The 25,526-nt window shown below is 42.7% G+C and carries 21 protein-coding genes; 17 read left to right on the top strand and 4 right to left on the bottom strand.

Annotated elements, in window-relative coordinates:
- Positions 1–7 precede the first annotated feature (7 nt).
- From P2W71_RS26875 to pgl, 17 genes are all read left to right on the top strand, one after another.
- Positions 8–637 carry a hypothetical protein gene (locus tag P2W71_RS26875; protein WP_276374538.1) on the top strand — a complete coding sequence of 210 codons (630 nt, stop codon included), beginning with the start codon at positions 8–10 and terminating at the stop codon, positions 635–637.
- 387 nt (positions 638–1,024) lie between these two features.
- The gene (locus P2W71_RS26870) at positions 1,025–1,750 is read left to right on the top strand and encodes a hypothetical protein (RefSeq protein WP_276374537.1); all 726 of its coding nucleotides are present in this window, start codon (positions 1,025–1,027) and stop codon (positions 1,748–1,750) included.
- 9 nt (positions 1,751–1,759) lie between these two features.
- On the top strand, positions 1,760–2,482 hold the full coding sequence (locus P2W71_RS26865) for a DNA-formamidopyrimidine glycosylase family protein (protein WP_276374536.1): 723 nt from the start codon (positions 1,760–1,762) through the stop codon (positions 2,480–2,482).
- A 218-nt stretch (positions 2,483–2,700) separates the two neighbouring features.
- Entirely contained in the window at positions 2,701–3,375 is a 675-nt protein-coding gene (locus P2W71_RS26860; RefSeq protein ID WP_276374535.1) for a response regulator transcription factor, read from the top strand.
- Positions 3,372–4,640, top strand: a complete 1,269-nt coding sequence (locus P2W71_RS26855) for a HAMP domain-containing sensor histidine kinase (protein WP_276374534.1) — start codon at positions 3,372–3,374, stop codon at positions 4,638–4,640. The genes P2W71_RS26860 and P2W71_RS26855 overlap by 4 nt, the downstream gene beginning before the upstream one ends.
- A gap of 84 nt (positions 4,641–4,724) precedes the next feature.
- Positions 4,725–5,162: a PepSY-like domain-containing protein gene (locus P2W71_RS26850; RefSeq protein ID WP_276374533.1), complete on the top strand. Its 438-nt coding sequence runs from the start codon at positions 4,725–4,727 to the stop codon at positions 5,160–5,162.
- A gap of 13 nt (positions 5,163–5,175) precedes the next feature.
- Positions 5,176–7,140, top strand: a complete 1,965-nt coding sequence (locus tag P2W71_RS26845; RefSeq protein WP_276374532.1) for an alkaline phosphatase family protein — start codon at positions 5,176–5,178, stop codon at positions 7,138–7,140.
- A gap of 149 nt (positions 7,141–7,289) precedes the next feature.
- Positions 7,290–10,781 (top strand): ThuA domain-containing protein, encoded by a 3,492-nt coding sequence (locus P2W71_RS26840; protein ID WP_276374530.1) that lies wholly within the window; start codon positions 7,290–7,292, stop codon positions 10,779–10,781.
- 127 nt (positions 10,782–10,908) lie between these two features.
- On the top strand, positions 10,909–11,340 hold the full coding sequence (locus P2W71_RS26835) for a MarR family transcriptional regulator (RefSeq protein ID WP_276374663.1): 432 nt from the start codon (positions 10,909–10,911) through the stop codon (positions 11,338–11,340).
- Between the two features lie 99 nt (positions 11,341–11,439).
- Positions 11,440–12,444: an NAD(P)/FAD-dependent oxidoreductase gene (locus tag P2W71_RS26830; RefSeq protein WP_276374529.1), complete on the top strand. Its 1,005-nt coding sequence runs from the start codon at positions 11,440–11,442 to the stop codon at positions 12,442–12,444.
- A gap of 9 nt (positions 12,445–12,453) precedes the next feature.
- Positions 12,454–12,768, top strand: a complete 315-nt coding sequence (locus tag P2W71_RS26825; RefSeq protein WP_276374528.1) for a 2Fe-2S iron-sulfur cluster-binding protein — start codon at positions 12,454–12,456, stop codon at positions 12,766–12,768.
- A 158-nt stretch (positions 12,769–12,926) separates the two neighbouring features.
- Positions 12,927–13,655, top strand: a complete 729-nt coding sequence (locus P2W71_RS26820) for an ROK family protein (protein ID WP_276374527.1) — start codon at positions 12,927–12,929, stop codon at positions 13,653–13,655.
- A 44-nt stretch (positions 13,656–13,699) separates the two neighbouring features.
- Complete coding sequence (gene tkt, locus P2W71_RS26815; RefSeq protein WP_276374525.1) at positions 13,700–15,706, top strand: transketolase; 2,007 nt, start codon at positions 13,700–13,702, stop codon at positions 15,704–15,706.
- Between the two features lie 40 nt (positions 15,707–15,746).
- The gene (locus P2W71_RS26810; RefSeq protein ID WP_276374523.1) at positions 15,747–16,190 is read left to right on the top strand and encodes an RpiB/LacA/LacB family sugar-phosphate isomerase; all 444 of its coding nucleotides are present in this window, start codon (positions 15,747–15,749) and stop codon (positions 16,188–16,190) included.
- A 33-nt stretch (positions 16,191–16,223) separates the two neighbouring features.
- Positions 16,224–17,639 (top strand): NADP-dependent phosphogluconate dehydrogenase, encoded by a 1,416-nt coding sequence (gene gndA, locus P2W71_RS26805; protein WP_276374522.1) that lies wholly within the window; start codon positions 16,224–16,226, stop codon positions 17,637–17,639.
- A 27-nt stretch (positions 17,640–17,666) separates the two neighbouring features.
- Positions 17,667–19,184 carry a glucose-6-phosphate dehydrogenase gene (gene zwf, locus P2W71_RS26800; RefSeq protein WP_276374521.1) on the top strand — a complete coding sequence of 506 codons (1,518 nt, stop codon included), beginning with the start codon at positions 17,667–17,669 and terminating at the stop codon, positions 19,182–19,184.
- Positions 19,185–19,237: 53 nt separating this feature from the next.
- Positions 19,238–19,960 carry a 6-phosphogluconolactonase gene (gene pgl / locus P2W71_RS26795; protein ID WP_276374520.1) on the top strand — a complete coding sequence of 241 codons (723 nt, stop codon included), beginning with the start codon at positions 19,238–19,240 and terminating at the stop codon, positions 19,958–19,960.
- Between the two features lie 71 nt (positions 19,961–20,031).
- Here pgl and P2W71_RS26790 read toward each other — a convergent pair whose 3' ends face one another.
- The 4 genes from P2W71_RS26790 to P2W71_RS26775 form a co-directional block, all read right to left on the bottom strand.
- Positions 20,032–20,535, bottom strand: coding sequence for a hypothetical protein (locus P2W71_RS26790; protein WP_276374518.1), 504 nt, complete (start codon positions 20,533–20,535; stop codon positions 20,032–20,034).
- 381 nt (positions 20,536–20,916) lie between these two features.
- Positions 20,917–21,663: a subclass B1 metallo-beta-lactamase gene (bla, locus tag P2W71_RS26785; RefSeq protein WP_276374517.1), complete on the bottom strand. Its 747-nt coding sequence runs from the start codon at positions 21,661–21,663 to the stop codon at positions 20,917–20,919.
- Between the two features lie 66 nt (positions 21,664–21,729).
- Complete coding sequence (locus P2W71_RS26780) at positions 21,730–23,718, bottom strand: OmpA family protein (RefSeq protein ID WP_276374516.1); 1,989 nt, start codon at positions 23,716–23,718, stop codon at positions 21,730–21,732.
- A gap of 102 nt (positions 23,719–23,820) precedes the next feature.
- The gene (locus P2W71_RS26775) at positions 23,821–25,491 is read right to left on the bottom strand and encodes a D-aminoacylase (protein ID WP_276374515.1); all 1,671 of its coding nucleotides are present in this window, start codon (positions 25,489–25,491) and stop codon (positions 23,821–23,823) included.
- Positions 25,492–25,526: the final 35 nt, after the last annotated feature.

Here is a 25,526-nt window from a genome sequence, read left to right as displayed (position 1 = left end):
TATTATTATGACTTTAAACTTGAAAAAAATACAACGCTTTATAAGTTTTTATATGCCAGTAGTTGCTGTCTTTGTAGCAGCATTCGTCCTTTCGGGATGTGACGATGATGACCCTGTTAAAGAAGATGTGCCAGAACTTATCACTACAGCAACGCTGGCATTCACTCCACAGTCCGGGGGAAATGTTGTAACTGTAACGGCAACTGATCCTGACGGCGAGGGGATTAAAGGAATTGAAGTCGATGGCCCAATCAACCTGGAAGCAAACAAGACCTATTCCATGTCCATTTCACTAATTAACGGGTTGGCTCAGCCGTCGGATCCTGCCTATAACATAACGGAAGAAGTGGAAGAAGAAGGTGATGAGCATATGTTCTATTTCTCCTGGACGAACAATGTATTTAGTGATCCTGAAGGGAACGGCAACATTGACAACAGATCCGACGAAGTAGGATATCAGGATCAGGATAGCAACGCTTTGCCCCTCGGCTTAGAAACATCATGGACAACCGCAGCCGCCGCGACAGGCGAATTTAGAGTTTTGTTGAAGCATCAGCCAGATTTGAAATCCGCAACATCAGGTTCCTCTGAGGGCGAGACAGATCTTGATATTACTTTTACAATTGTTATTCAATAGATGGTATTATTAACTCGATAGTTCGAACTATCGAGTTAATCTTTGTCTAATCTCCCGAAATTCCTTGACCGCAAATGAAAGGGATAGCGAGTTATTTTGAAGCAACGAGTTCTTGCGTTTGAATTAAACTTTTATTAGCCTCGGCGCAACCTTAGTGACGCTGGACAAAGCTAACTGGAAGGTCTGGTCTGACTTACAACGGTGTCGATATGCTTCGTTTGTAGGGCTGACCACCTGAAACATGCTGTTCGTTGTACGCAATTGTGGAGTAGAATTTTTTCCTGTTTCTGTAGAGGAATTTCATCATTGTCAGCACAAAATTTTTAGTTTCTATAACTAATAACTTATGGCAGACTTTTGAATCTGATATATTCAAAACTTTGAAATATGGCAACAATAAAATCGGCTATAAAGAAAGCCACGACCCCGAGGCGCAGGCTAAAGGAAAGGATGCCTATCTCTGAAAGCAAAACAGCAAAACCGGATCGATCGGAAAGTTATAACGAATTTAAACAATTTGACGGGCAGCAATATACGGGAATGACTATCGGACGGAGCCACAAATGGTACTACGACAAAGGCGAATGGAAAGAAACAAAAATCACACCTGACCTGTGGCAGATCTCCTATGAAGTCACCAAACGACGTGCGGGAAAAGCACCCGAAGGCTCTGGTGTACCCGTTGGTACTGCATACCATTGGTTTATTCTGGCTCATCAAAACGTAAAGAAATTAAATGCAAATGATTACACGACTTCTATGACCGGCCTGAAGTATAAGCTTTCTCACAAACGGGCGACAAAGGAGAAATGGAGTTCAACAACAAAAACGCAACGCAAGCACTTGATTAACTTTCTGAAGGAAATTATCGATGGACTGGAAAAAGATCCGATGGTTTCTGAATTTGAGTTTAAAGAGAAAACCTATCGGCTGGAAGCATCACCCATAGCCCAAACTTGTTTTGAAGAGGGTTGCATGCAATTCGAAGTATCCTTAGATGGCGAGCATATCGGAATTATCCAAAGGTTGAAAAACAGTTGGAAACTTGAGAAGTTGAAGGATAAAAAGCTTGTTAACGCAATTGGCAAGGAGATTCTCCAATGGTATAAATAATTATTTGATATGCCAGAACTTCCCGACTTACAAGTTTTCAGCAAGAACCTCACGAAGGTTTTTGGCGGTAAAGAACTGAAAAAGGTCGCAGTTCCCATTTCCAAAAAACTAAACGTTTCAGTCTCTAGGTTGAAAAAAAGTTTGGAGGGTGAAAAGCTGATTGCTATTAACAGAGTAGGGAAGGAATTGCATTTTCAATTTAAGAATGGAAATGTTCTGGCTTTGCATTTGATGCTTCACGGTAAGATGTATAAGTTTGAAAACGAGAATACGCAAAAGAACACGATAGTCGAATTCCTTTTCTCCGACTATTCAGGGTTGGCGCTCACTGATTTCCAAAAGGCGGCTACTCCAACGTTAAATCCAGAATCGAAAGATGCTCCGGATGCACTTTCGGAAGATGTTAATCTTCTTTTTTTAAAGAATAAACTTTCACGCTCAAAAGCGTCGATAAAAAATGTGCTCCTTGATCAACATATCATTCGAGGCATAGGCAATGCATATGCAGATGAGATTTTGTGGGATGCTGGTATTTCACCTTTTTCTATCGCGAAGAAGATCCCAGAGTCGGAGATTAAAGGCTTATTAAAGTCCATTAAAAGTGTTCTTAAAAAAGCAGAAAAAAGTATTACTAAAACACACCCTGATATTATCAGCGGCGAGATTCGTGATTTTATGCTCATCCATAATCCAAAAAGGAACACAGTCCAACAGGCGCACCGATCAAGGTAGAAACTTCAAGTTCCAGAAAAACATATTACATGGACGAACAAAAATTATTCAATTAGATATTTTTAACCGCGCCTCATATTCACGTTCCAAACAACAGAATTGTTTCATGCAAGGCGGCATTTAGATCTTGTATCATACCAAGACGGATATCATTCTTACTAAATAGTTCATAACTTAGAAGTCTGACGGGGCAATTAACGACTAGCCTTGTTGCAACGATGAAGATCCTTGTTATTGAAGATGAAAAGTTTTTGTCACAGAGTATCTGCGACTACTTGAAAGGTGAGAACTTTTTATGTGAGCCTGCCTTCGATTATCAATCCGCTTTTGATAAAATCGGAAGTTACGACTATGACTGTATCATTCTGGACATCAATCTGCCAGGAGGAAGTGGTCTGGATATTCTAAAAGAGTTGAAGCGAATGCATAAAACGGAGGGCGTTATAATTGTTTCCGCCAGAAACTCGCTTGATGATAAAATCTCCGGATTGCAACTTGGTGCAGACGATTACTTGCCAAAACCCTTTCACATGGCCGAGTTAGGGGCGCGGGTGCAAGCTATTGTGCGGCGCCGACAATTTGAAGGGAACAATATTATCCGATTCAAGGAGATCGAGATTAATACGTCGGGTAAAACTGTTCATGTGAATGAGTCGGAAGTACCGTTGACAAAAAAGGAATTTGACTTGCTCCTTTTTTTAGTTGCCAACAAAAACAAAGTCATTTCGAAAAGCGCCATAGCAGAACACCTTTCCGGAGATGACGCGGATGTGATGGACAACTTTGATTTTGTTTACGCTCATATAAAAAACCTAAAGAAAAAATTGCAGGAAGCCGGGTGTTTCGATTATATAAAGACCGTATATGGTCTGGGTTATAAATTTTCTGTATGAGACTTCTCCAGGTTAGTTTAAGAAGTTTATTGTTGTATGCCCTGATACTGGTGATCATCAGTATACCTGTTTCGTTTTACGTTATCCGGGAAATCATCCAGGCGGAGGTTGATGCGTCTCTTCTGGTGGATCGGGCGGAATTTGTTCAACATCTAAAGAATTTTGAATACTTGACGGATCTTGAAGTTGATTTGCAGGTATTGGATCAGTTAACGCACGATGTAAGTATCAAATCAGGAACAAATACTGGTCCGTCTGAATATTTTCAAACAGTCTATTCCTTTAGCAGTCTTACAAAAGAAGAAGAACCTTTTCGAGAATTGACTTCTAAGATATCTGTAAAAGGAAATCCTTATGTGCTTACTTTACGAAAGTCGCTGGGTGCAAGCGAGAAACTTTCCTGGGCAATCGTTCAAGTTCAGGCAGCGCTTGTCGTTTTGTTGGTGGGTGGGCTGATTTTTATAAACAAGTCACTTTCGCAGCGTCTCTGGAAACCGTTTTATAATACGCTTGCGAAATTAAAAGCTTATGAAGTAGATAAAGTTCCGTCTTTCGAATATGAAAGTACCAACATCGCAGAGTTTGACGATTTGAATACGGCAATTCAGCAATTAACGTCAAAAAATAGTTTGCTGTTTCAGCAACAGAAGGAGTTCATTGAAAACGCATCGCATGAACTTCAAACCCCTATCGCCGTTTTTCAATCCAAGTTGGACATCCTCATGCAACAGCCTGGATTAACTGAGACACAGGCTCGTCTCATAGACGAATTGGAATCGACGGCGCAGCGGATGGCAAGGCTTAACCGGAATATTGTATTGTTATCTAAAATAGATAACCGACAGTTTTCAGATATGGCGCCGGTTTCCCTGGATGTTTTAATTCGAAATCAAATAGACCAAATTGCCCCGCAAATCAGTATTCGGAACCTTGCAATAGTTTACGACCTTGAACCTACCGTTATAAACGCAAATCATGCGTTGCTTGAAATTTTAGTTCACAATTTGCTCACAAATGCGAAGCGGCATAATATAAAAGGCGGCCAAGTTGTGGTGGTTTTAAAAAACAAAGAACTAAGCATCCGTAATCCTGGGGTGCCGTTGCAAAACCCCAGTAGAATTTTTGATCGTTTTAGTAAAGAAAGTAACCTTTCTCAAAGCCTTGGTCTTGGACTGGCTATCGTAAAAAGAATTTGCGCGGTATCAAATTTTGGTCTTCATTATAGTTATGAGGAAGGATTTCATAAGTTTTTAATAAAGTTCTGAAGAAAATGCCCTGTAAGACCTGAAGGTTCCGAAATTCAGAATTTCTTCTAAATCGGTTAGTTACTTAGGGGAGTAATAAACGATATGGCCAGGAACATCATCTTCATCATTTCCTTTTTCCTTGCGTGCAGTGCCACGGCTCAGAACCTCAACAACGACATACCTCCACTGGTGAAACAATCATTTGAACGCCGGTTTGCACACTCTGACAACGTGTTATGGAAGGCGCTTGAGTCACATTGCTTTAAGGCTGCATTTCAAATTGGAAAAGTCCTGTATTCCGCCACCTTCAAGGACACTGGCGACTGGTTGGAAATAGACAGAGAAATAAAAAAAGGCTATCTGCCTAAACCCATCAGAACAACGATAACAAAGAAATTTCCTGGCTATAGAATTGACACTGCAGAAAGGATAGAACGCATTGATGGTGACACGTTGTACAAGGTTTACTTGAAAAAAGAATTTGCTGTCAGGATCGTCCAATTCTCTCTTGCGGGTGATGTCATCAAAATTATCCAATAGTCCGATCAAAATTATGGTTTCAAAAATTAAGGTATTAGAACATCGTTTTAGTCCGGTTTTATTATTAGGCATTGTACTAATAATGATTTCATTCCTAACACGTCTTGTATTACTGCTATTTTCTTTTCGTGAAGCCGAAATAGAAATTTCAGATATCGTTAACGTTTTTGTTGTAGGCCTTTTTTTTGACTTCGTGAATACTGGTTATTTTATAATACCACTGGTATTTTACCTATGGCTGATTCCTCAAAAACTTTATAAGAAGTCGTGGCACCGATTTGCTATGTACGGATTATTTTTCCTGCTAACGCTTCTGTTGGTATTGAATGCTGCAGCTGAATTTTTATTTTGGAACGAATTCAACACACGCTTCAATTTTATAGCAGTTGATTACCTGGTGTATACCACGGAAGTCATAGGTAACATATGGGAGTCTTATCCGATTGTCTGGGTATTCATTGCAGTCGGCGGAGTTACATTAATTGTTGTTTATAAGATCAGATCTTTATTAAAATTCTCTGCGCTGTCGAATGCTTCTTTTAGACAGAGAAGTCTTTGGGCAATTGCGCTGTTATTCCTGCCAGTGGTATTTTATTTCACGGTAGATTCCAAAGCTCACCGGTTTAGTAAAAACATGTATGTCAATGAACTTTCCGGAAATGGAATGTATGAATTGTTTGCCGCGTATTTAAATAACGAACTGGATTATAATCAGTTTTATAAAACCATCAATGACGAAGCCTCTCTGCAGTCCATCCGAGCATTGTTGCAGACAAAGGAAAGCAGATTTTTATCTGATGATCCTTTGCATTTAGAAAGAGAGATTATTCATACTGGTGGAGAACGCAAATTGAATGTAGTGATGATAAGCGTCGAAAGCTTAAGCGCGGAATTTTTGGGCGTTTTTGGAAACACCCGGCATCTTACCCCCGCATTAGATTCCCTGGCAGCGCAAAGCCTTCTGTTTACTAACGTTTATGCTACAGGCACACGAACGGTCAGAGGACTGGAAGCATTGTCGCTCTGCATTCCGCCAACGCCTGGCCAGTCAATAGTCCGCCGGCCGAACAATGAGCATTTGTATTCACTCGGAAAAATTTTCACGGATAAAGGCTACGAATGTAAGTACGTCTTTGGGGGTAACAGTTACTTTGATAACATGGGATATTTTTTCGCGAATAATTACTATGAAGTGGATGACCGCGATTTATTGAAGGATGAAGAAATTGATTATGAGAACATATGGGGTGTAGCAGACGAAAATTTATTTACGCTCGCCAACCGGGAAATTGAAAAGACATTGGAAAAGGGGAAGCCAATTTTTGCACACATTATGACAACTTCTAATCACAGACCCTATACCTATCCGGAAGGCCGAATTGATATTCCATCGCATACGGGCAGAGAGGGCGCTGTGAAGTATACAGACTATGCATTGGGCAAATTCTTAAAGGATGCCTCAAAGAAGTCATGGTTTAATAATACAGTCTTTGTGATCGTCGCAGACCATTGTGCATCAAGTGCTGGCAAGACGGAACTCCCGGTTAATAAATATCATATCCCGTTGTTGATTTACTCTCCGGCAAATGTTCCTGCTCAAAGAGTAGACCGCTTGATGAGTCAGATAGATTTAGGGCCGACACTCCTGGGTCTGTTGAATTTTAGCTATACCAGTAAATTTTTTGGATACGACATTTTTCAGTTAGAAAAAGGTCGCGAACGTGCATTTATTAGTACTTATCAAACACTTGGTTTTATTAAAGATAACCGGTTGGTGCTCTTGTCGCCTCAGCGAAAGGTGGCGCAGGTTGTTCCTGATTTCAAAGACGGATCTGCCGTTCCGAGCGAAGTGGAGAATGAACTTGTAGAGGAAGCCATCACCTGGTATCAAGCCTCGAGCTATGCCTTTAGAAATGGACTGTATAAAACAGAGTCACCAACGTTGGTAAATACAACCTTTAAACATGATTACCGGTAAATTTGATTGATCCGCGGGTAGTCCGTATAAAAGACCTTTTGAATCGCAGTTATTACCATTTGCCGATTATCAAATTGTAGCGAGTGGCCCAGACAATTTTTCCTATCTTTTCCGGATTAAATTGTAATCAAATTATTTCCTATAACTGTATGATGAGTAAGATGATAAAAATAACGCCATCCATCATGGTGTTTGCGATGCTGGTAGCGTTAGGGATTTCCTGTGATTCAACTAAGGAAGAGGTACGCGTATTGGTCTTTTCAAAAACCGCCGGATACCGGCATGAATCCATTGGAAGCGGGATTGAAGCATTGCGAAAACTCGGGCAAAAACAGGGATTCATTGTAGATACCACTGAGAATGCCTCACAGTTTAATGAGGAGAACCTTGTCCGGTATAAAGCGGTGGTCTTCTTAAACACGACAGGTGATGTGTTCAACCAGGAGCAACAAAATGATTTTGAAAGATTCATTCAGGCCGGTGGAGGATACGTTGGGGTCCACGCAGCCACGGATACGGAATATGATTGGCCATGGTATGGAAAACTGGTAGGAGCATACTTTGAAAGTCATCCCAGTAACCCTAATGTGAAAAAGGGGGAATATTTTGTAGTGGATAAAAATCATGCGGCTACCGATTCTTTACCTGAACGGTTCGAACGTTCGGATGAATTCTACAGCTTCAGGAACATCAGCAATGACATTAAAGTGCTCGTAAAAATTGATGAGAAAACCTATACCGGCGGCACTAACGGCGACAATCATCCAATGGCATGGTATCATGAATATGACGGCGGAAGAGCGTTCTACACGGCTATGGGGCATACGGATGAAACATACAACGAGGCATTGTTTTTAAGACATCTGGCAGGCGGTATGGAATATGTGTTGGGTGGTGATGAGCCCGTTAAATTGAATTATTCACTGGCACGTTCGAAACGGGTGCCCGAAGAAAATAGATTTACAAAAATCGTGTTGGATGAGAAGTTGGATGAACCCGTGGAGTTGGCATTGCTTCCGAAGCAACGTGTTTTGTTTGTGGAGCGGAAAGGAGCAGTAAAAATTTATGATCCGGAACTGCAGCTAACCAAAACCATCGCACAGATTCCTGTCAGCACGAAATACAAATTCAAAGACAACGGAAGGGCTGAAGCTGAGGATGGGTTGCTCGGGGTCGCGCTGGATCCTCAATACGAAAAGAATAATTGGATTTACCTGTACTATTCACAGGTAGGAGAGAAGCCGGTGAATATTCTCACGCGATATGAGTTGAAAGGAGATTCTCTGATCGAATCATCGAAAAAAATTCTGCTGGAGGTTGAAGTTCAACGCGAGCAGTGTTGCCACACGGGTGGGTCTATTGCCTTCGATGGAAAAGGTAATTTATTTCTGTCTACCGGAGATAATACGAGCCCGAGATCAACGCGATATGCGCCGATGGATAATCGTCCAGGAAGAGGCCCATGGGATGCACAAAAAGGATCGGCAAACACGAACGATTTGAGAGGTAAAATCTTGCGCATTCATCCCCAACCAGACGGGTCGTATACCATTCCGGAGGGAAATCTTTTTCCTAAGGGAACGCCAAAAACGAGGCCGGAGATTTACATCATGGGCGGCCGAAATCCATACCGCATTTCGGTTGATAAGCATACGGGTTATTTATATTGGGGTGATGTTGGGCCAGATGCAGCTAGTGACTCCGTTAATCGCGGACCGCGTGCGTTCGATGAAATTAACCAGGCGCGCAAACCTGGCTTTTTCGGTTGGCCATATTTCGTTGGCGATAATAAGGCCTATCATCAACGTAACTTTGCTACAGGTGAAACAGGGCCTGCGTTTGACCCTTTGAAGCCCATTAACAGTTCTCCGAATAACACAGGGCTGACTGAATTACCTCCTGCACAAAAAGCTTTTATCTGGTATCCTTACGATATTTCTCCTGAGTTCCCTTTGCTTGGAACAGGCGGAAGAACGGCAATGGCCGGCCAGGTTTACTATGTGAATGATTTTAAAAACGCTAAACGTGCCTTTCCGGATTATTACGATAAGAAATTATTTATTTATGAGTGGATGCGTGGCTGGATCATGGCGGTGAGCATGGATGATGAAGGCAATTACGTTTCAATGGAGCGGTTTATGCCAAGTCATAAATTCAGCAACCCCATGGATATGGAGTTCGCTGCAGATGGTGACTTGTACATGCTTGAATATGGTACTGGCTGGTTTACAGGGAATGATGATGCAAGACTCGTGCGCATTGAGTACAACGGTAACAATCGCAAGCCGCTCATTAGGATGGCTGCAAACAAAACAAAAGGTGCTGTGCCAATGGCGGTCAGTCTGAATTCGAACGGAACAAAAGATTATGATCGCGATGCAATGACCTATGAATGGAAAATTACTGCGCAGGATGGTAAGGTTTTATTAACAGGCAAAGACCCGAACGCGGACTATACGTTCGATCAGCCTGGAGTTTATAAGGCTGCGCTCAGCGTAACCGATGCAAAAGGAGAGAAGTCAGTGAGTGAAATGGAAATCCTGGCGGGTAACGAACCAGCCGAACTTACCTTCGAAATTACCAAAGGCAACAAAACTTTTTTCTTTCCCAATCAGGCATTTGAATATGAAGTAAAAGTAAGCGACAAAGAAGACGGCAGTCTGGCTGATGGTAGTATTGCTGCTGATCAGGTTTCCGTGCGCATCGATTACCTCGAAGAAGGTTTTGATAAGATTGAAATTGCTCAGGGCCATTTAAGTGCAGACGCATTTGCCAAATTCGCCACAGGTAAAAAGCTGATGGAAGGCAGTGATTGTAAAGCTTGCCATAGTGTAGATAGAAAGTCGGTAGGTCCAATGTATATGGAAGTAGCTAAAAAATATAAAGACGATCCGAAGGCAGTTGATTACCTCGCTAAAAAAATCATCGGCGGCGGTAGTGGCGTTTGGGGTGAGACAGCGATGGCCGCACATCCGCAGCTGGCTATAAAAGATGCAACGGAGATTGTTAATTATATTTTGAGCTTAGGCGAAAAAGAGGAAGTGAAATCCTTTCCTCCACGGGGAAGCTATACGACACAGCTTGCCAAAGATGTAAGCGACAAAGGAGTGTTAATCTTGAGAGCTGCATATACCGATAAAGGTGCGAACGGTATTCAAGCTGCAACGACAGAAAAGGTATTGATGTTGGCTAGCCCTAATTTTCCTGCAAGCAAGGCCGATAAAATAGACGGTGTTCGAAAGGCCGGAAATCAAAACCCGCGGATGATCGGATCGCGGAACAATGCATACATCGCATTTAACCAACTGGATATGTCGGGTGTTTCTCAGGCTACTTGCACTGTATTTGCACCGGAAGAAAGATTGAATGCTGCAGGTGGCTCAATTGAAGTCCGGATAGATGCTCCTGATGGACCTGTGATCGGGCAATCTAAACCGATAGCCGTGGTAAAGGGAAAACAACCTAACCCGGTTCCCATCAATGCCGCCATCAGACTTACGGCTACGGAAGGTTTCCATGACGTGTATTTCATTTACAAGAATGACAAAGCACCGGAAGGCCAACCCCTATTCATTCTTTCAGACATCAAGTTGGAGGCTGATCCTAAGATGTCGAAGCAAAATGCTATTACGATGAAATAGCTATTGAAGATGATGTGACAGTCAAATGAAAATCCCACGCCAAGAACGTGGGATTTTTATTCATCTCTAAAATGGCGACCGAATGATGGTCCTTTTTTCTAATTTTGTTGTTATACTAATAATTAACATGGAAGAAGAACCCTACAGCATGTATTCATTTTTGCTTGATCGCACGGCGCGGCGGGTAAAACAATATGCTCAAAAAAGGTTTAAGGAACTCGGGTTTAATATCACTGTAGATCAATGGCTCGTTTTGCGACATCTTTATGATCATGATAACCTTAATCAAAAGGAGTTAGCGGAGTTAATTTTTAAGGATACGCCCACCTTAACGCGGATAATTGATCTACTCTGTGATAAAGGGTTGACGAAACGTAAACAACACCCCGACGACCGCCGTTCTTTTAACGTTTGTCTTACTGCGCAGGGAAGAACGAAAGTTGAACAAATAAAACCTAAAATTAAAGACGTACGGTTAAAAGCATGGGAAGGTTTATCGGAACGGGATTTTACCCAATTCAAACGAATTCTGAATGCGATATATGTGAATCTAAAATAAAGGCTAGGTAGTCGCCAAATTTTTTTAACTAAATAGTTGTTGTACTAATTATTAGTATGTTCCTTTTTTTCGTATTTTTAGGCTTATAAAATCACCATTATGATAACCACGGATATTTGTATAATCGGCGCAGGCCCGGTAGGGCTCTTTTCGGTCTTTGAAGCGGGATTGCTAAAAATGCGTTGTCATTTGGTTGATGTCCTACCGCAGATCGGTGGACAGCTTTCTGAGATCTATCCGAAGAAACCGATTTATGATATTCCGGGATTTCCGGAAATTAAAGCTGAAGAACTTATTGAGAATCTTTATCAGCAAATTCTTCCTTTCAAGCCTACGTTTTCATTAGGTGAAAGAGTTGACAAACTAAGTCGAACGGAGGATGGGGGTTTTCTTCTCACTACATCTGATCAGACCGAGATCAAGGCGAAAGTAATTGTTATCGCCGGAGGGTTAGGGTGTTTCGAGCCCCGTAAACCTGAGTTACAACGCCTTGAACATTTCGAAGGAAAAGGTGTGGTATACATGGTGAAAGATCCTGAGAAATTCAGAGGCAAAAAGTTGATCATAGCCGGTGGTGGCGACTCTGCGTTAGATTGGTCTATTTATCTGACTGAAATTGCCGAGCAGGTAACCCTTGTGCACCGGAATGAATCATTTCGTGGTGCACCGGATTCAACCGAAAAAGTTTTTGATCTGGCAAAAGCAGGCCGTCTCAATTTGTTATTGAACTCCAATCTGCACGCACTCAATGGAAATGGCGTATTGAAATCTGTTGATATCATGAATAAGCAGGGAGAACTTAAAAAAGTTGAAGCTGATTATATGATACCGTTGTTTGGACTGAGTCCAAAGCTGGGCCCTATAAGCGAGTGGGGTTTAAACATAGACAAAAATGCGATTGAAGTAAATACGTTTGATTACTCGACTAACGTACCTGGTATTTTTGCGATCGGCGATATCAATACGTATCCTGGAAAGTTGAAACTTATCCTTTGTGGTTTTCATGAAGCTGCCCTCATGGCTCAAAGTGCGTTTAAATTTGTGTATCCAAATCAGAAACTCAGTTTCAAATACACGACCGTCAATGGTGTTAATGCTTTTTAAAATTTCGAGATGATAATTTTCGACGTCGTTGATAGGGCCGGAAACCTGCAGAAAGTTGAGGTTCCCGAAGAAATAAACCTCAATTTAATGGAGGTACTCAAGGCTTCCGAATATCCCATACTGGCAACATGTGGCGGCATGGCCTTATGCGCAACTTGCCAGGTGGAAGTTGCACAGGGGCTGGAAAATTTACCATCTCCTACGGATGTAGAACTTGACATGCTTGATCAACTTCCTAAAGCTACGCCACAAAGCAGACTGGCTTGCCAGATCAAGATCAATGAAAATTTAAATGGCGCAGTCTTTCACCTCGCAGCAGAGTAAATTCAGTTGGTTTTGCTGTTCCCGCTTAGGCTGATTGTAAATTTCTTCTTTTTCAGTACGGAAAATCGTTTTCGGAAATAGAAGGGCATCAGAAAGTTAGAAGAAAGTATTTCTGCTATCTTTGGCAGATTTTTTATCTGGCTAAACCTGTCCAAAGCATGCAAAGTCTTAGGTACGACGAAAGAATTCTCTCTATCGATATCGGCGGTTCGCGCATTAAGGCCACTATTTTGGATCCGGATGGTAAGATGCTGATGGACTATCAAAAAATCGCAACGCCTATAACGCCGGATCCCGGCAACGTCATTCAAGCCATTTTAGAGCTCACTCAAAATTTTCAAGAGTATCATCGGGTATCGGTGGGATTTCCGGGATATACCAGGCAAGGCATCATTCATACTGCCCCGAATTTGGGGACACCAAAATGGAGCGGCGTTAATTTAACCAAACTATTGAGTGATGTGCTGAACAAACCAGTTCGGGTTTTAAATGATGCCGATATGCAGGGGATGGGTGTAATTCGGGGCGAAGGATTGGAAATGGTAATTACATTGGGAACAGGTTTTGGGACTGCACTTTTTTTGGAAGGCAACTTATTACCTCACCTTGAAATAGCGCATCACCCCGTTTCAAAAGACCGAACTTATGATCAATACATTGGCGATAAAGCACTCGATGAGGCTGGCTTAGAGAAATGGAACAGAAGACTGAAAAAGGTCATTGGAATATTAAAGACAGTATTCAATTATGATTCCTTGTACATCGGAGGAGGCAATTCAAAAAAAATCAGCTTTGAAATAGAGAACAACATCACCATAGTTTCTAACATTGATGGCATTAAAGGTGGCGCAAAAGTCTGGCAACGTGAAATGTACTATGCTGTTTAAGGAACCTGTTATTATATCATTAGAAATACAAAACCCAATTTGACATGGAACAAAAAGAACAAAATCTCGTGCAAACTGCAATCAATACTGTACGGGTATTGGCGGCTGATGCAGTTCAAAAAGCAAACTCCGGTCATCCCGGTATGCCTATGGGCGCTGCGCCAATGGCACATGTTCTTTGGTCAGAAGCCATGAACTACAATGCGCAGAGCCCGGACTGGTTAAACCGCGACCGGTTTATTCTGTCGGCGGGACATGGATGCATGTTGCAATACATTTATCTTTTTCTTACCGGCTATGATATTACTATGGAAGACCTGAAAAGTTTTCGTCAGCTCCATAGCAAAACGCCCGGCCATCCGGAATATGGCTTGCTGAAAGGCATAGAAGTGACTACCGGGCCACTCGGTCAGGGCTTTGCCAATGGTGTCGGGTTTGCTATCGGCCAAAAATTTTTGGCGGCACGATACAATAAGCCCGGCTTTGAACTTTTCAATTATAACGTATATGCTATATGCAGTGATGGGGACTTGAACGAGGGAGTAAGTGCTGAAGCTGCTTCCATGGCGGGTCACATGAAGCTGGGAAATATCATTTACTTATATGATGACAACCATATTTCCATAGAAGGTGACACTGCCATAGCATTTACTGAAGACGTTGCAAAACGGTTTGAAGCCTACGGCTGGCATGTGCAGATTGTAAAAGATGGAAATGACGTTAATGCCATTGCTGATGCAATTAAAAAAGCAAAAGCGGAAACATCCAAGCCTTCGATCATTAATGTAAGGACCCATATTGCTTTTGGCAGCCCTAATAAAGTGGATACCGCCGGGGCCCATGGATCTCCACTTGGCGAGGCCGAAGTAAAGTTAGTGAAGAAAAATTTTGGCTTTGATCCGGACCAGCATTTCGTCGTACCGGATGAAGTATTACAATTTTATCGTCAACGTGGCAAGCGGGGGGCAGAGAAAGAAAAAGCGTGGAATGAATTATTTAATGAATATCGCAAAGCACATCCTGAATTAGCAAAAGAATTTGAATTGCTGAGCAGTGGGAAGTTGCCGGATGGCTGGACGGATAAATTACCGGTGTTCAAACCTGAAGACGGTAAGCTGGCAACACGCCAGGCTTCGGGAAAAGTATTAAATGCAATAGCCGATACGTTACCAACATTAATGGGTGGTGCTGCGGACCTCGCGCCATCTACAGAAACGCTCCTTAAGAAGTATCCATCCTTCACGCCTGAAAATTATGGCGGCCGCAATTTTCATTTTGGAATCAGAGAGCATGGCATGGGGTCGGTATTGAATGGCATGGTTTTAACGCCAGCGATCATTCCTTATGGAGCAACGTTCCTTATTTTCTCAGAATACATGCGTCCACCCATAAGGTTGGCTGCAATTATGAAAATCCGACCAATCTTTGTTTATACACATGATAGTATTGGACTTGGCGAAGATGGAACAACACATCAACCTATTGAACAATTAATTTCTTTGCGTTCCATTCCTAATACAGTCGTACTTCGACCTGCAGACGCCAATGAGACTGCGCACGCGTGGCGAGTTGCTTTGGAGCATAAAAGTGGCCCGGTGGTAATTGTTTTGACCCGTCAGGGACTTCCGGTAATTGACCAAACAAAATACACGGCAGCAAAAGAACTTGAAAAAGGTGCTTACATACTGTCCGATGCGGAAAGACCATCAATTATTTTAATTGCAACGGGCTCCGAAGTTGCATTGGTCTTGGATGCGCAGGCAAAGCTCAAGGAAGAAGGGATTTCCGCCCGCGTGGTAAGTATGCCTTCGTGGGAGCTATTTGAAAAGCAGGATGCCTCCTACAAAGAGAAAGTATTTCCAGCGGCAATTCGGAAGCGCCTGGCAGTAGAGATGGGATCAACATTGGGATGGCACAAATATGTGACTGATGAAGGAGATATTCTGGGGATGACCACCTTTGGTGAATCTGCACCAGCTGGCGACTTGATGAAATTCTTTGGTTTTACCGTCGATAACGTAGTTAAAAAAGCAAAGGCATTGCTTTCATAATTTTTGTGAGTCACTCAAGTTTATAGCTAATTGTAATAACATGAACTTAGGAATTGCTGCAGACCACGGCGGGTTCACGCTAAAGGAGGAAATAAAATCCTGGCTGGCTTCAGGAGGTCACCAGATAAAAGACTTTGGTGCTCATACCCTGGATGCGTTCGATGATTATCCTGATTTTGTCGTGCCACTTGCGCGTGCTGTGGCCGCCGGAGAAGTGAAATACGGGATTGCTATCTGTGGAAGCGGCGTAGGAGCATCGATATGTGCTAATAAGATTGCCGGCGTACGGGCCGCTTTAATCCATGATAGCTTCTCAGCGCACCAGGGCGTCGAAGACGACGATATGAATTTGATTTGCCTCGGGGGAAGAGTAATCGGTGTGAAAATAGCGGAAGAACTTATTACCGCTTTTCTAAACGCGCGTTTCATTGGCGCTGAGAGACATCGGAGAAGACTTGATAAAATTAAGGCGCTCGAAAAATAATTACGTCAATAGGTCCAATTTAACTCAACATACATGGGAGACAAATACACTTTTGGAATAATCGGCCTGGGCACGATGGGTCGTAATCTTTTACTCAACATGGCTGATCACAACTTTATGGTGGCCGGTCATGACAAGGATGAAAATAAAATAGAACTCTTAGGCAAGGAATCTGCTGGCAAAACTAATGTCAAAGGTTTCAGCCAGGCAAACGAATTCATTGCAAGCTTGCAAAAGCCCCGCGCAGTGATGTTGCTTGTTCCCGCTGGTAAAATTGTTGACAATGTTATTCAGGAACTTGTGCCTCTCCTCGATAAAGGTGATTTAATAATTGATGGCGGTAACTCGCACTTTACCGATACAAATCGTCGCGTAGTTGAATTAAAGGAAAAAGGATTACACTTTTTTGGAATGGGTATTTCCGGTGGTGAAGAAGGTGCGCGAAAGGGTCCGAGCATGATGCCAGGCGGTGATCAACAGGCGTACAAAGTGGTACAACCTATTTTTGAAGCTGTAGCAGCTAAAGTAAATGGTGACCCATGCGTCACTTACATTGGTCCAGGTGCATCAGGACATTTTGTTAAGATGGTTCACAACGGAATTGAGTACGGCATCATGCAATTAATTGCTGAGACGTATGAGATGATGAAAAAAGGGTTGAATTTACCGGATGAAAAAATTCATTCGGTATTCAGACAGTGGAGTGAAGGAAGATTGAAATCTTTCCTCATCGAGATAACCCGCGATATCCTTGCGTTCAAGGCCAATGGGTCAGATCATTTACTTATTCATGATATTAAAGATGAAGCGAAGTCAAAAGGCACTGGTAAATGGACATCTCAGGTAGCGATGGATTTGGTTACACCCTTAAACGTAATCGACTCAGCCGTTACCATGCGAGATATGTCAAAGTATAAAACCCTTCGCGGCCAGGCAGCTTCCATATACGGTCAGGAAAAAGTAACATTGATCGGATCCCAGGATGACGCTATTCAGGCATTAGAAGCGGCGTTGTATTTTTCAACGATAGTTGCTTATGCGCAAGGCATGCATTTGCTTGCACAAGCGTCAGCTGAATATAAGTATGATTTAAAGATGGACCGGATAGCTTTGATCTGGCGAGGGGGTTGTATTATCCGTTCTGTTTTTCTCGAAGACATGTACCAGGCGTTTAAAAGAAACTCAAGCCTGCCACATTTACTGCTGGACAAAGAAATTCAAAAAACAATTAGTGGTACGTTAGGAGCGACAAGATCGATCCTGTCGTCAGCCATTACTTCAGGTATTGCCATGCCGGCACACACGGCCGCTATCAGTTACTTCGATAGCTTTAAGAGCGAACGAATGCCTTCTAATCTTATCCAGGCACAGCGTGATTACTTCGGTGCACATACCTACGAATTAATAGGAAAAGATGGTGTTCACCACACCCAGTGGTTTGCTAAATAATTCAGTTCTTCTATTACCTTAAACCAAATGAGCTCAGAAAAAAACCCTATCCAAAAACAACCAACCATATTTTTCATTTTCGGAGGAACCGGAGATCTTACATCGCGAAAATTAATTCCGGCGTTGTACAACTTGTACCTGGATGGATGGATGCCCGAAAAATTTGCAGTGGTCGGTATGGGCCGAACTTTGTATAGCGATGAACAATTCCGTGGTTTGCTGCTGGAGGATCTTAATAATTTTTCAAGGAAAGGCAAGGCTGAGCCAAAAAAGTGGGAAGCCTTTTCATCGAATGTTACCTTTCAGGTATCCGATATTAAAGACGACAGGACATACGAGGAGCAGACAAATACAATAAAGAAGTTGAGCAGTGCATGGAATGCCGAGCCATGCATCATTTATTATCTCGCAGTCGCTCCAAGATTCTTTGCCACAATTGCCGAAAATCTTGCTAAGCATAAGCTTGCTGACAATCCGGAGAAAGCCAGAATCGTCATAGAGAAACCCTTTGGTCATGATTTAGATTCAGCCAAAGAATTAAACAGGCTTTTGAACAGTTTATTTTTAGAAAGACAGATCTATCGCATTGATCATTATCTTGGTAAAGAAACGGTACAAAACATTCTTGCTTTTCGTTTTGCCAATTCTATTCTGGAGCCGCTATGGAACCGGAATCACATTGACCATGTGCAGATCTCTGTTACGGAGCAGCTGGGCGTTGGTGATCGGGGAGGTTATTATGAAGAGGCTGGTGCCATGCGTGATATGGTTCAGAACCACATCCTTCAATTATTATGTCTGGTAGCGATGGAGCCTCCGGTGAGTTTTCAAGCAGACGAAGTTCGAAACCGAAAAGTTGATGTACTTCATGCCATGCGGAAGTTTACTTCGGAAGAAATCAAGAAGAATGCCGTTCGCGGCCAGTATGGTAAGGGTTGGGTAGAAGGACGTGAGGTATTGGGCTATCGCGAAGAAGAATCCGTAAACCCGGAATCAAATACAGAGACGTTTGCTGCAATTAAATTTTTTATTGATAACTGGAGATGGCACGGTGTTCCTTTCTATTTAAGAACCGGAAAGCGGATGCATCAATCATCTTCCATTATCAGCATTCAATTCAAAGATGTTCCGCATTTGATCTTCCCTTCGGAAGCCATTGAAAGCTGGCAGCAAAACCGTCTTATTATCAGCATTCAGCCGGAGATGAGCATTCGATTACAAGTGCAGGCGAAACGCCCAGGTTTAGGGATGACGCTGAATCCAGTCGACCTGATCTTTGATTACAGTGGAACTTATAACGGCGATTCGCCTGAAGCGTACGAAACACTTTTGCTGGATACAATGTTGGGCGATCAAACGCTGTTTATGCGTGGCGACCAGGTTGAAGCAGCGTGGGATTTGTTGATGCCAATTTTAAATGCATGGTCGAGCAAGAAGAGTTTGAATTTTCCCAACTATGCAGCGGATTCGTGGGGACCAGAAATTGCTGAAGCATTAATTGCAAAAGATGGATTCCATTGGTTTACGTTGCCTTTGAAAAAATAGTATAGGGTTACCAGTCATTAATGACCGGCGACTTAACTTTAATTTATACAGGTTTGATAAAAGTATTTAAAGAAGAACAAAACGTTCTCACTGCCCTGGCAGACTTCATTGTAGTGCAGTCGAAGGAGGCTATTGCCCGTCAAGGCAGATTTACGATAGCGTTGTCGGGTGGAAGCTCGCCTAAGAAATTGTATGAGTTGCTGGCATCTGATCCCTATCAAAATAAGATCGACTGGAAAAAGGTATTCTTTTTTTTCGGAGATGAAAGGTACGTTGCACTTTATCATAAAGACAGCAATTACCTGATGGCCGAAAGAGCCCTTTTTGAGCCGCTAGGAATTTCGCAAGAGCAGGTTTTCGCTGTGAATACTGCACTTCCGCCCGCAGAAGCCGCACACGATTATGAGATCAGAATGCGCAGTCATTTTAACAATGAAGAATGTCGTTTCGACCTTATTCTCCTGGGGCTTGGTGATAATTCACATACCGCTTCCTTGTTCCCTTACACTAAAGTATTGCACGAGCAAAAAGCGCTTGTAAAGGAAATTTTTGTCGATGAAGTAAACATGTATCGCATAACATTTACGGCGCCGCTTATCAACGCTGCGCATGTAATTGCATTCTTGGTTTATGGTGCCGGGAAGGCGGAGGCGGTGCATCACATCATCGAAGATGCGCGAAACATCGAAGCATATCCCGCGCAGCTGGTTACGCCGGTAGACGGAGCGTTGTATTGGTTTATGGACGAAGGGGCAGCCTCAAAAATCAAGCACTAGAAGGATAAATGTTAAAACGCTCAGTCAAGGGCGAGGGATAACAAATTTCATGCTTAACATGGCAGTAAGTTTTAGGCCTTTGTTATCACCACCTCGATACCACTGTGCGGCGCTTTGTATATCCACTGATTTCCATCAGATTGACTGACACACCCTTGAGCAATAATGTCGCCTTGTGCGGTTCGGACGATTACTTCCAGATCATGCTTTTTGTTCTTCGGTTTGTTTTCCACCCTCGGAGCCTTACTCGCACGTTCAAGCAATAGCTCTTCGGTAAGTGCTATGGGACTGTTCAGAATATCCTTCAGCAGCGAAACATAAGCACTATGCTGATCCCTTTGGCGGCAGATTTCCTTATAATATGCTTTGATGGTCTGATTCCGAAGGACGGCCTTGGCGAATACGGCAGCGCCTTTAAACTTTGCAGCGCAGGCTTTCTGCGCTTCAGTTCTTTTTCCAGGTTTTCTAGGGACTGATGAAAGTACCGTGGTCTTTCCACGTTGTTTGAACATAAGGCGCAGCCCAACTTTGCCAGAAACGCTTTTTAAGATAGGATTAAACTTTGCAATAGCCATACGAAGAATATTTTCTTAAAGCTAATACACCTCCCTTGACAACTTGTGTCACTGCTGGTGGCTTAAAAAAAGTTTGTCATTAGCGTTAAGGTAGCTCCAGGTTGGTTGGCCGTTAGCATCAGGTATCCTACAGTCATCTTACACTCATCCTACATCCATTGTACATTGGGCAGCTTCGGGAGATGGCTTTGATCGAGGCCTTGGAAACGAAAATTCTGATCGAAAATTCGTGTAGAGCGAAGATACAAAGTTGACGGCAAGTTTTAGTTGGGTGTTAATAAAAAATGTTGAAGTGTCAAAGTTCGAAAAGTCAATTAGCATGTGCACGGAACGGAAAGATTAATCGTAAGGCAGCGGGGTTTGCCTTTCGGTCGCCGTGGCCTATTTGAATAATTGTATGGTGTAATCCAAGAGCTCTTGTCCTCCCGCATCGCCGTGGCCGGGTATGATCAGCTTCGCCTGGGGGCAAGTGTCCTTAATTTTCTGAATTGTATTGGGCCATTCTTTTACGTTGGCGTCGGCGAGGTTTCCTTTGTCAGCATTCATTGACTTCACCATGCATCCTCCAAAGATTGTTTTCTCCGAAGGTATCCAGGTAATAATATTGTCGCGTGTATGTGCCTCACCCAAATAATAATTGATAATTTTCTTGTTACCGACTTTTATTTCCAGTGACGTCTTAAAAAGATTTTGAGGAGCTTCGGAAGAGTCGTTTTTCATTTTCATGAGCTCGGGGCCAAGCGAATGCCCATATGATTTAATTCCAGCGCGATGGAATTCACCAAGACCGCCGAGGCAATCCTCATGAAAATGATTTACGATGAGGGCTTTTATTTTTACGCCAGGATGATTTTCACTGATCCATTTTAATAAATGTTTCGACAGCTCGTCATTTGTAGGGGTGTCGCATATAATGCCTTCGTTGCCGTTGATATAAAGCAAGCCATTGCATTTTACTTTTCCCTTTTCCCATGTAAAATCTGAAATGTGCTGATAAACGGTTTTTGATAAAGGGATAATTGACAGTCCTTCCGTGATGATAATTTCTTTAGCGTCATCTTGTGCGAAAGCAGCAGGAAGTATCGGAATTGAAAATAGGATGATAAGAAAAAAAAGTTTGAATATCATGGTAGATAGTTTGTATTACCTACCAATGGTAAAAAAAATTGTACGGAATAAAAACTAAGCCAGTGACTAATTTATGATTTCAATTTCAGTTCTTCGGTTGATTGCACGTCCGCCTTCTTCGTCATCGTTTGAAACGATTGGGCGGTCTGAACCAAAACCTTTTGCCGAAAGACGTGTGGCAGCGATGCCATGTTGAACAAGATAATTAACAACCGAAGAGGCCCGTTTAAGGGAAAGCGCTTTGTTGGAAGTAGCGTTACCCATGTTATCGGTATGCCCGTTGATCTGCACACGCAATTTAGGGTCGCTCACTAGAAGCTCCCGGATGTTTTCCACCTCAGCAATCGACTCAGTCTTCAAGTCTGACTTTCCGATATCAAAAAACACATTTCGCAGAACGACTTTGGAGCCGACTTCCGCTTTCACCATAATGATGTGTGTATCGATTTCCTGATATTCGGCAAACTGAGGAACGTTAAAGTTAATGGAGTTGAAAAGATAGCCGGATTTTTCTGTAGCCACACCGTAGTTTCCCCCGTGAGGAATTGTAATCTCAAATTCGCCTGTTGTGGGATGAGAGTTTATTTTCGTGATCACTTTATTAGTAACGTTGTCTACCAATGAAATGACCGCACTTAATGGTGCGGCGTTACGTTCGTCAATAACTTTACCTTTTAACAGCGTGACGACCTTTGCCATCTTGTGAACTTCAATTTCCGGATCGACAAACTCTTCATGTTTGGGTAACTCTGGTTTTATTTTTACCTCTTCCGCCTTTGCGATCACCGGCTTGGGTTTCGGTTTATATTTTGGTTCCAGGAAAGTGATGGAATAAATATCTGCATCGCCGAGCCCGCCTTCTTTGGCCGTAGAAAAATATCCTTTCTTTTTGTCCGGTGACAATGTAAAGAACCCATCGTACTCCCAGGAGTTAAGCGGGTACCCCATGTTCTCTGGTTTATTCCATTTGTTGTTCACATACTGGCTAGTAAAAATGTCACTGTTTCCTAATCGGGGATGACCGTCGGACGAGAAATACAGGGTCACGCCATCATGATGAATGAATGGAGAGTCTTCATTGTTCGGCGTGTTGATTACCGGGCCTAGGTTGACGGCTTTTCCCCAATCGCCTTTTGCATCAAGCTGACTCATGTAAATGTCCAGTTCGCCAATGCCGCCTGGTCTGTTACTGGCAAAGAAAAGTTTCTTTCCATCGGCAGTAATACTGGCGCAAGTTTCCCAAAACATGGCTGTATTGATGTTCTTGTTCAGCGCTTTTGGTTCAGACCATTCATCTCCGTTGCGTGTAGATATATAGATGTCTCCTTCCCCTTCTTCATAGTATAAAAATAATGTTCGTCCATCCGGTGAGAGGGAAGCAGCGGCATCATTGTATTTGATATTGATATTTGGACTGATTGGTTTTGGTGCCGACCACTGGTTACCGTTTTTATAACTCACAAAAATATCTTCAAAATTCGCATTCGCTTTTACTTTCGAAACATCATCTGTTCTGTTGGAGGTAAAGATCAATGTATTTCCATCTGCGGAAATGATGGGAGAATAATCGTTGAAATTTGTATTAACCCCTTGTCCCAAATTCTCGATAATTACATTAAGCTCGTTCTGTGAAAGTGAATCTGCAACATGGCATTCTGCTATTTTCTCATCCGCGATGCTTGCCAGTTTGTTATTCTTTTTTTTGAAACGTTCGAAATGTTCAATCGCCAGCTTGAAGGAGTTTGTGTTTTGAAATGCAATACCCAAATGATAATCGATGTCAGGATTAACGGCGGGATTGAGTCGATACGCTTTGTCGATATAAGTAGCCGCTTTGGACTTTGTTTCTGAGTACAAATATGTAAGGCCGATCTTAAAATTCAGGTATGCATCGTCGGGATTGATTTCCTGTGCAGCGAGGTAAGCGGCCAATGCATTTTTGTAGTCTTTCTTGCTATAGTGCTTATCACCGGTTGCAATTAGCGTTTTCTGATCCTGAGCATATCCGGTGAATGCGCATAAAATCAGCCAAACAACTAAAATATTTTTAGCCATAACAAAATGGAAGTCGTTGATAAAAATTTCTCTAATTCAAATAAGATAAAGCAAAAAAAATCCAGGGAAAATGGCTTTCGGGTACGAAACTTACATTAATGCTTATTTGATTTGACTTTTCCAGCCTGGTCCGCGTACAACGCGACCCGGCTTTGCGCCCGTGTGTTCTCCATTTCGGAGTACTTGCACACCATTGACGAACACATGTTTTACGCCGTCCGCATAGGCTTTAGGTTGTTCGAATGTAGCTTTATCTGTGATCGTTGCGGCATCAAAAATGGTAATATCAGCAAAGAATCCCACTTGTAATTTGCCGCGTTTTTTAATTTTTAGATTTGTAGCGGGCAAAGATGTTAACCTGCGAATGGCTTCTTCAAGCGATACAATTTTTTCATCTCTTACATATTTTCCAAGGAAGCGCGCGAAGGTTCCGTAAGCACGTGGATGCGTACCCCAGTCGGCAAATATTTTGGCGTCCGACATGGATGCAGCATCTGAGCCTAAACTCACGTAGGGGAGTGTCAGCATTTTTTTCATGTTGTCTTCGGAGATTAAAAAATAAATGGCCGCGATGGTGGATTTGTCTTTCATGATCAAATCAACTGCAGTCTCATCAGCATCTTTGCCATGCATTCTGGCCACATAGTCAAGCCGCTTACCGCGATATAGTTTATTTAAAGAATCTAATCTGAATCCCAGCATCATTACATCTTTGGGATCCGAATTTTTTGTTGGTATACCCAACCTCATTTCTTCCAGTACTCTTTTTCTGATGGGTGGCGTCCTCATTCTTTTCCGCATAGCTGAAGCACCCCCTTCCTGTACCCAGGTCGGAAGCCTTGCTGTTAACCCTGTGGCACTGGCGATGTATGGATACATGTTTGCTGTGATTCTGAGCCCCGCCCGTTGAGCACTATCAAGCTTAGCGATTACTGTATCGATCTTATTCCAGTTCCGTTCGTGATTGATTTTAAGATGATAAATTTCAGCAGCGATATTAGCTTCCTTGGCAATCCGGAAAGTTTCATTCATCGCATCCAGAATGTTGTCGCTTTCACTGCGCATGTGTGTGATATACATGCCACCATATTGGGACGCAACTTTGGCGAGTTCAATCAGTTCTTCTGTTGAGGCATAGTCCGCGGGCGCATAAATCAGAGATGTCCCTAATCCCATGGCACCTTCCTCCATGGCCTGGCGAACAAGTGCTTTCATGCGATCCAACTCTTCAGGTTTCGGTGGACGATTATCGTGTCCCAATTCATGAATACGAATGGAAGTCGCGCCCACAAAAGATGCAACGTTTGGGCTAACACCTTTTTTCATAAGAAAGTCAAAGTATCCCCCTAGGGTCGTCCAAAGACTATCGACTGGCTTGCTGGTCGGTTTTCTTTTTACTGGTCCCGGCGACCAACCTTCTCCAAATACTTCTAATGTGACGCCTTGTTTAATGTCACTCACACTCCGCCCGTCCATTAACAGGCTTCTGTCGGCCCAGCTTAACATGTTTATAAAACCGGGAGCGACAGCAAGTCCTTTGGCATCTATTTCTGTTTTGCCGACGGCATCATCCAGGTTTCCGATCGCAGCAATGGTATCTGCTTGAATAGCTACATCACCTACGAAGTGCGCAGCACCTGAGCCATCATAAATATTTCCGTTCCGAATGATAAGATCAAAATCTTGTCTGGGTTTTTTAGCACAGGCCATGATGACGCCAATGACGATGATGGAGAGGATGACATAGCGCATATAAAAAAAATATGGTGGCATGATAGTGCACTTTCCGGACAAATGAAAGGCTATGT

Source organism: Chryseolinea sp. H1M3-3 (assembly GCF_029360725.1).
Taxonomy (GTDB): Bacteria; Bacteroidota; Bacteroidia; order Cytophagales; family Cyclobacteriaceae; genus Chryseolinea.
This window is presented reverse-complemented; position numbering and strand designations above follow the sequence as displayed.